General features: G+C 71.5%; 6 protein-coding genes and 1 pseudogene. 4 read left to right on the top strand and 3 right to left on the bottom strand.

All coding sequences use genetic code 11. The annotated features are described in order from the left end of the window. Positions 1-1,370: glycosyltransferase family 4 protein (locus ETD83_RS37435; RefSeq protein ID WP_230421449.1), on the bottom strand; the 1,370-nt coding region annotated here is incomplete at its 3' end. Between the two features lie 24 nt (positions 1,371-1,394). On the opposite strand from ETD83_RS37435, the gene wecB reads away from it, so the two are divergent. Genes wecB through ETD83_RS37420 form a run of 3 tightly spaced genes read left to right on the top strand, consistent with a single transcriptional unit; the run spans position 1,395 to position 5,432 of the window. Beyond that, positions 1,395-2,495: a non-hydrolyzing UDP-N-acetylglucosamine 2-epimerase gene (gene wecB, locus ETD83_RS37430; RefSeq protein WP_138649936.1), complete on the top strand. Its 1,101-nt coding sequence runs from the start codon at positions 1,395-1,397 to the stop codon at positions 2,493-2,495. Beyond that, the gene (locus tag ETD83_RS37425; protein ID WP_138649935.1) at positions 2,488-3,249 is read left to right on the top strand and encodes a hypothetical protein; all 762 of its coding nucleotides are present in this window, start codon (positions 2,488-2,490) and stop codon (positions 3,247-3,249) included. The genes wecB and ETD83_RS37425 overlap by 8 nt, the downstream gene beginning before the upstream one ends. A 56-nt stretch (positions 3,250-3,305) precedes the next feature. Then, positions 3,306-5,432 carry a glycosyltransferase gene (locus tag ETD83_RS37420; RefSeq protein WP_138649938.1) on the top strand — a complete coding sequence of 709 codons (2,127 nt, stop codon included), beginning with the start codon at positions 3,306-3,308 and terminating at the stop codon, positions 5,430-5,432. Position 5,433: 1 nt separating this feature from the next. Here ETD83_RS37420 and ETD83_RS46210 read toward each other — a convergent pair. Together ETD83_RS46210 and ETD83_RS37410 are read right to left on the bottom strand one after the other, a co-directional pair. Then, positions 5,434-5,499: pseudogene (locus tag ETD83_RS46210) on the bottom strand (excalibur calcium-binding domain-containing protein); the annotation flags it as partial. A gap of 21 nt (positions 5,500-5,520) precedes the next feature. Beyond that, a complete protein-coding gene (locus ETD83_RS37410) occupies positions 5,521-6,192 on the bottom strand; it encodes a winged helix-turn-helix transcriptional regulator (RefSeq protein WP_138649934.1) in 672 nt (223 codons plus the stop codon). A 102-nt stretch (positions 6,193-6,294) separates the two neighbouring features. Between ETD83_RS37410 and ETD83_RS37405 the strand changes: the two genes are divergently transcribed. After that, positions 6,295-7,119, top strand: coding sequence for a class I SAM-dependent methyltransferase (locus tag ETD83_RS37405; RefSeq protein WP_138649933.1), 825 nt, complete (start codon positions 6,295-6,297; stop codon positions 7,117-7,119). Positions 7,120-7,176 lie beyond the last annotated feature (57 nt).

Here is a 7,176-nt window from a genome sequence, read left to right as displayed (position 1 = left end):
CGGCCCGCCCGCCCGATTTTGTGCCTTCTTTCGGGACTGTAAGCCAGGTCTTCCAGGCAATTCGCCCATGCTTCCGGGTCTTCCGGAACTGTTAACTCCCCGGTCACCCCGGATTCCACGATTTCGCGAAGTGCCCTGACATCACTGGCAATGACGGGGATTCCCCCTGCCATCGCCTCGATGGGTTTCAGGGGCGTCACGAGCTGGCAGACCCGGTCCGCACGGCGCGGAACCGCGAACACATCGAGGATTGCGTGGTATTGGCGAACGGACTCCATCGGCACCCGGCCGGTGAACACCGCGTGAACGCCGTGCCCCGCCGCGCGCCGTTCGAGCGCCCCGCGCTCGGGGCCGTCGCCGACCAGCAGCAGCGTGACGGGCGCCTTCCGGTCGCGCAGCAGCGCGGCGGCGTCGATCAGCGTGTCGATGCCCTCGTAGCCGTAGAACGACGACGTGAGGCCGACGACCGTGGCCCCGCCGTCGATCCCGAGCCGTCCGCGCAGGTCGCCGGGGTCGGGGAGCGGTTCGAGGAACGCCTCGTCCACCCCGTTCGGCACCGTGAAGATCTTCTCCTCGGGGACGCCGCGGGACGCGATCTCCGCCCGCATCGCCTCGCCGAGCGTCACCACCGCGTCCGCCTCGGACATCCGGCGGGTCTCCAGCTCGCGCGTCAGCCGGTAGAAGTCGTCCGACTCGCGGTGCGCCGGGTCGCGCGACAGCCAGGAGTCCTCCAGGAAGCCGCGCACCTCGTACACGACCGGCAGCCCGTGCCGCCGGCCCGCCTCCAGCGCGACGGCCGCGTTCAGATGGTTGCTGACCGCGTGCAGGACGGTCGGCCGCAGCTCCTCGATGAGACGTCCGGCCAGGTCGGCGCCCTTCTCGACGGCCCGCACCGGGTCGGCGGGCGGCAGCCACGGCAGCAGCCGGTGGTAGGGGACGCCGTCGACGTCCACCCGTGCCCGCGCGTCGCCGATTCCCTGGCTGAGCGGGTACCCGAGCCGCGTCACGACGTGCGTGCCGAACCCCATCTCCCGCTGGGCGAGCGCGAGCCGGTGCGTCCGGACGGTGTAGCCCGCGTTCGTGCACGGCAGCGCGTTCGTCACGAACTTCAGTACCGTCGGGCGGGCCGCACGCGGCCGGGCCGGCGGCTCCGGGACGGGAGCGGGCGCGTGATCGAGCAGGCGGCGCAGGTCGGACGTCTCGCGCCGCACGTCCCGGGGTTTCGCGACGATGAGCGGGGAACGCCGCAGCCGGGCGCCGGCGGGCGTCCTGGCGATCAGCCGGACGGCGAGCCGGGAGGCCCGGCCGGGATCGTCACGGAGCTGCCGCCAGGTAAGTCCCAGCAGGTAGACGGGTTTTTTCAGGGGCACGGCGGGCGAGCGTAGGCAACCCCGATGAACAGAAGGGAAATTGTGTTGGGACCGATCGTGCACGTCCTCGGGGCGCGGCCGAACTTCGTGAAGGCCGCGCCGGTGATCGGCGCGCTGCGGGCCGCGGGCGCCGAGCAGGCGGTGATCCACACCGGCCAGCACTACGACGCCCGGATGTCGGAGATCTTCTTCGACGAGCTGGGCCTGCCCGAGCCCGACGTCAACCTCGGCGTCGGCTCCGGCGGCCACGCCGAGCAGACCGCCGCGCTCATGATCGGGCTGGAGCAGGAGTTCACGAGCCGTTCACCCGCGCTCGTCATCGTGTACGGCGACGTGAACTCGACGATCGCCGCCGCACTGGTCGCGGCCAAGCTGCACATCCCGGTCGCGCATGTGGAGGCCGGGCTGCGCAGTTTCGACATGTCCATGCCCGAGGAGGTCAACCGCAGGCTCACCGACCAGCTCTCCGCGCTGTGCCTGGTCACGAGCCCGGAGGCGGTCGGGCACCTGGCGAACGAGGGCGTCCCGGTGGAACGGGCGCACTTCGTCGGCAACCCGATGATCGACACGCTGCTGGCGAACCTCGGCTCCTTCGACACCGCCGCCGTGCGGGAGGCGCACGGCCTGCCGGAGCGGTACGTCCTCGCGACCATGCACCGGCCCGCGAACGTGGACGCCCCCGCGACGGCGGCGGCGCTCGTCCGGCGCCTGCACGGCATCGCCGACCTCGCCGACCTGGTCATCCCCGTCCACCCGCGCGGCCGGGCGAACCTGCTGGACGCCGGGCTGGACGACCACGACGGCGTGCACGTCCTGGAGCCGCTGGGCTACATCGACTTCATCGCGGCCGTGCGGGGCGCGGCGGCGGTCGTCACGGACTCGGGCGGCCTCCAGGAGGAGACGACGATCCTCGGCGTGCCGTGCCTGACCGTCCGTCCCAACACCGAGCGGCCGATCACCATCACCCACGGCACGAACCGCCTGGTGACGTTCGAGGAGCTCGTTCCGGGGGTGCGCAAGATCCTGGAGGCGGGCGGGACGGCGGGCGACCGGCGCCCGCCGCTGTGGGACGGCAAGGCGGGCCCGCGCATCGCAGAGGTGATCATGGAGTATCTGGGTGAGTGACGACGACCGGGCCCCCAAGGCCGACGACCGGGCCGCCAAGGCGTACGAGCAGCTCGGGCGCCTGAAGTCCACGCTGCGGGAGCGCGAGGCGCGCCTCGCCGAGCTGGAGAAGCGGCTCGCCACGCTGGAGAGTTCGACGGCCGTGCAGTTCGGGCGGATCGTCGCCAACGCGGCGCGGAACCCGAAGAGCGGCAGGCGGCTCCCCAGGGAGCTGTTCCAGCTCTGGCGCAAGCGGCACGCCCCGGTGTCGGCGTCCGGATCGTCCGGTGGCGGCGGCGTCCAGCCCGAGCGCGTCGACCGCCCCGAGGACCGCCTGCTGGTCGCCGGCCCCTGCGACACGGTGATCGTCGCCGGGGTGTTCGGGCCGGGCACGGCGGAGCTGCTCGGCGAGCACGCCAAGGTCGTCCCGCTGTACCCGCACGACGCCGCGACCGTGCTGCGGTCGGCCGACGTTGACCTGGTCGTCGTGGACGCGACCGCCGGTGAACCCGGCGGCCCCTGGGCCTACCTGGGCGTCCCCGGCATGTACGACCGGGATCTCGCACTGCACGAGCTCCGCCGGATCGCCGCCGCCCGCGCGCTGCCGCTCGTCCTGTACGGCGCGGCGCCGCCCGCCACCCTGGCCTGCCTGACCTGGGACGCCAGGCTGACGGAGGCCGCAACGGCTCCCGGCCTGCTGACCGAACTTATGGCACCAATGCCGTTGCCGGGGGGCGTGGGGGGTCGTCCCCCCACAAGGAAGCTGTCTCGTTGAAAGGAACGACCACTGTGCGACCACGTGCCCTCGTCTACGGCGACGTCGATCTGAACATGATCGACGGCTCGGCGATCTGGGCCCAGGGCATGGTCCAGGCCCTCGCCCGCGCCGGCTGCGAGGTGACCCTGGTCCTCAAGGCCCCCGTCCGGACCGGACGCCTCGTCGACCCGCTCCGCGCCCTGCCGGGCGTCACCGTCCGCAGCCCGCACGCCGAGGGGCTGTTCGACGGGTCCCGCGGCATGTCCGCGAAGGACGCGGCCCGGGTCCTCGACAGCGTCGACGCCGAGAACCCGCACGACCTCGTGGTCGTGCGCGGCCGCCGCCTCGCGGCCAAGCTCTCCGCGGGCTCGCTGGCCGGACGGCTCTGGACGTACCTGACCGACGTCCCGCAGTCCGCCGCCGAGTTCGACACGGCGGCGAAGGCGGAGCTGCGCCGGATCGCGGACGCCTCCCGCCTCCTGCTCTGCCAGACCGAGGAGCTGCGCGGCTTCCTGGAGAGCGCCGTGCCCGCCGCGGCCGGGAAGAGCGTGCTGTTCCCGCCGGTCGTCGTGCTCCCGGACGGCCTGGAGCCCCGCCCGCCCGGCTCGCCCGACGGCCGCGCGCTCCGCCTCGTCTACACGGGCAAGTTCGCGCCGCGCTGGAACACCTACGAGATGACCTCCCTGCCGCGCCTCCTCTCGATCCGGGGCGTGGACGCCGAGCTCCACATGGTCGGCGACAAGATCCACGACGACCCGGCCGACCCCGCGTTCGCGACCCGGATGCGGACCGCGCTGGAGTCCGGCGAGGGCGTCGTCTGGCACGGCGGCCATCCGAGGGCCGAGGCGATGCGGCTGACGGCCGCCTGCGACGTGGGCCTCTCCTGGCGGCACCCGGACATGGACGCGAGCCTCGAACTGTCCACGAAGGTCCTGGAATGCGGGACGCTGGGCGTCCCGGTCGTCCTGAACCGCACCCCCATGCACGAACGCCTCCTCGGCGCCGACTACCCGCTCTTCGCCGCCACCGAGGACGACGTCCTGGACGCGCTGACCCTCATCGGCAAGAACCCCGACGTCTTCACCCTCGCCGTGGACCGCTGCCGCTCCGCCGCCGCGGACTTCACCCTGGACGCCGCCGCCGACCGCCTGCGCGCCTACCTGGCCCAGACCTTTCCGGAGCCGTCCGAAAAGGTCCTCGCCGTAAAGGAGCGGCGCCTTCGCATAGGCGTGGCGAGCCACGACCTGAAATTCTTCACCCGCCTCCTCGACTATCTGCGTTCCCGCCCGGACATGGAGATCCGCGTCGACCACTGGTCGGCGCTGAAGGCCCACGACGAGAAACGCAGCCAGGACCTCATCGACTGGGCGGACGTCATCATCTGCGAATGGTGCGGGCCCAACGCACTCTGGTACGCCGATCGCAAACGTCCGGGCCAGCGGCTGGTCGTCCGCCTGCACCGTTTCGAGCTGTACGCGGCCTGGCCGAAGAAACTGAACATCGGCGCCGTGGACGAGGTCATCTGCGTCAGCCCCCACTACAACGACCTCACCCGCGAAATCACCGGCTGGCCCGCGGAGAAGGTCGTCACCGTCCCCAACTGGGTGGACGTCGACCAGCTCGACCGTCCCAAGCTCCAGGGCGCCGAACACCACCTCGGCATGATCGGCATAGCGCCGTCCCGCAAGCGCCTCGACCTGGCCCTGGACGTCGTCGAACAGCTCCGCCGCGACGACCCGCGCTTCACCCTCTTCGTCAAGTCCAAGCTCCCCTGGGAGTACTGGTGGATCTGGCAGAAGGACGATGAACGCGACCATTACGAAAAGCTGCTCCGCCGCATCCGCCGATCGAAACTCCTGTCCGGCGGCGTGGTCTTCGACTCCTACGGCCGCGACGTCGCGTCCTGGCTCCGCCGCATCGGTTTCGTCCTCTCGACAAGCGACGACGAAAGCTTCCACCTGGCCCCCGCCGAAGGCATGGCGTCCGGCGCCGTCCCGGCCCTGCTTCCGTGGCCCGGCGCCGAAACCATCTACGACCGCCGCTGGATTCACGAGACCCCGTCCGCCATGGCCGCCTCGATCGCGGCAACGGTCTCAGAAGGCCGCTGGCAAGCCGAGGCGGAACTGGCCCGAACCCAGGTCCGGAACGCCTACTCCCTGACCGACGTCTGCAACCAATGGACGGACGTCCTGGCCCAGTAGCTCATTCGCACACCACGCCGTCCCCGTCCCGATCCTGATACCACCCGTACTCCGGATCGCCCGCATAGCAGGGCCCGAGCCAGGTGCGCTATGCGGGACGGGGCGCCGCGGCGAACGGGGGCAGCACGAACCACCCGGGCACCGCCCGGCGCAGCGACTCGGGCCCCCGCACCGTCACCTCTCCCGACCGCAGCGCGTCCTCCCATCGCAGGTCGCCGCGCCAGATCCGGACCATCTGCCGCAGGTCGCCGGTGACCGTCACCGACACCTCGAAGCCGGGATCCATGTCACAGACGTCCGCGTCGCCGGGCGCGAGCACGAGCCACCAATGGCGCTCGCGCACGGGCACGTCCGGGAAGCCGAACAGGACGACCGTCCGCCCATCGGGGACGGCGTCATGATCGATCCTGCGCCGCATGTCCCACAGGAGCAGCTTCGGGTCGAGGTCGTGATCTCCCAGCTCCCCGATCCACCGGATGCCCCAGAGAGCGAGCGCCTCGACCACCGGGCGCAGCTCCTCGCCGGCCGGAGTCAGGACGTACCGGTCGCCGTCCGCCCCCCTGGTCACGATGCCCGCCCGGACGAGCTGGCTCAGCCGCTTCGACAGCAGCGTGGGCGACATGCGCGGCACGCCGCGCCGCACCTCGTTGAACCGCTCGCTCCCGGACATCAGCTCACGGACGATCAGCAGCGTCCAGCGTTCGTCGAGCAGTTCCATCGCCTTGGCGACGGGACAGAACTGGTAATAAGAGGCCCCCATGGCCGCAGGCTATGCTTCCGCGGCGCTCTGGGTACAGATCCTGTACTGGAGGCGTACCAGGCCGCTCCGTAGCGTGGTCACCACGATACGAGGGGAGCCGTCATGGGGGAAATGAACGACAAGGTCAAGGCGGGCCACCGCAAGACGTGGGCGCTCGGCGACTATCCGGCGCTGGCCACCGACGTCATCCCGGAACTCGGCCGGGTGATCGTCCAGGCGTCCGGGGTGACATCGGGCGACCGCGTCCTGGACATCGCCGCCGGCTCCGGCAACGCCGCGATCAACGCCGCGCTGACCGGCGCGGACGTCGTCGCGAGCGACCTGACACCCGAGCTCCTGGAGGCCGGGCGCGAGGAGGCGGCACGCCGCGGCGCGCACCTGGAATGGCGCGAGGCCGACGCCGAGGCGCTGCCGTTCGGCGACGGCGAGTTCGACGTCGTCCTGTCCTGCGTGGGCATCATGTTCGCCCCGCACCACCAGGCCGCCGCGGACGAGCTGATCCGCGTCTGCCGCCCGGGCGGCACGATCAGCCTGCTCAACTGGACGCCGGAGGGCTTCATCGGCCAGATGTTCGCCGCCATGCGCCCCTACGCCCCGCCGCCCCCTCCGGGCGCGCAGCCTCCACCGCTCTGGGGCGACCCCGGCCACGTCCAGAACCTGCTGGGCGACCGGGTCACCGACATCACCATCGAGCGCCGCATGCTCCACGTCGACGCGTTCGGGAAACCCGAAGACTTCCGCGAGTACTTCAAGGCGTACTACGGCCCCACCATCGCCACGTACCGCCACATAGCCGAAGAGCCGGAAAAGGTGCTCGCCCTGGACCAGGCCCTGACGACCTTGGCCCAAAACCACACCCAATCCACGTCCCCCTACACCCTGAACTGGGAATACCTCCTTCTCACCGCCCGCCGAACCAGCAACTGACCCGCCCGAGGCCCCGGCCCGAGCCGTCTTCCGCGGCTCGGGCCGGGGCCTCGGCGT

This window comes from Actinomadura soli (assembly GCF_005889715.1).
GTDB lineage: Bacteria > Actinomycetota > Actinomycetes > Streptosporangiales > Streptosporangiaceae > Spirillospora > Spirillospora soli.
The sequence above is the reverse complement of the archived record's forward strand: the minus strand, read 5'-3'. Positions and strand labels throughout refer to the sequence as shown.

What these genes read in the sequence shown, in the direction of transcription:
- wecB (WP_138649936.1), top strand. Translation starts at nt 1,395, where the DNA reads ATGAACAGAAGGGAAATTGTGTTGGGACCGATCGTGCACGTCCTCGGG.
- ETD83_RS37410 (WP_138649934.1), bottom strand. Translation starts at nt 6,192, where the DNA reads ATGGGGGCCTCTTATTACCAGTTCTGTCCCGTCGCCAAGGCGATGGAA.
- ETD83_RS37420 (WP_138649938.1), top strand. Translation starts at nt 3,306, where the DNA reads ATGATCGACGGCTCGGCGATCTGGGCCCAGGGCATGGTCCAGGCCCTC.
- ETD83_RS37405 (WP_138649933.1), top strand. Translation starts at nt 6,295, where the DNA reads ATGGGGGAAATGAACGACAAGGTCAAGGCGGGCCACCGCAAGACGTGG.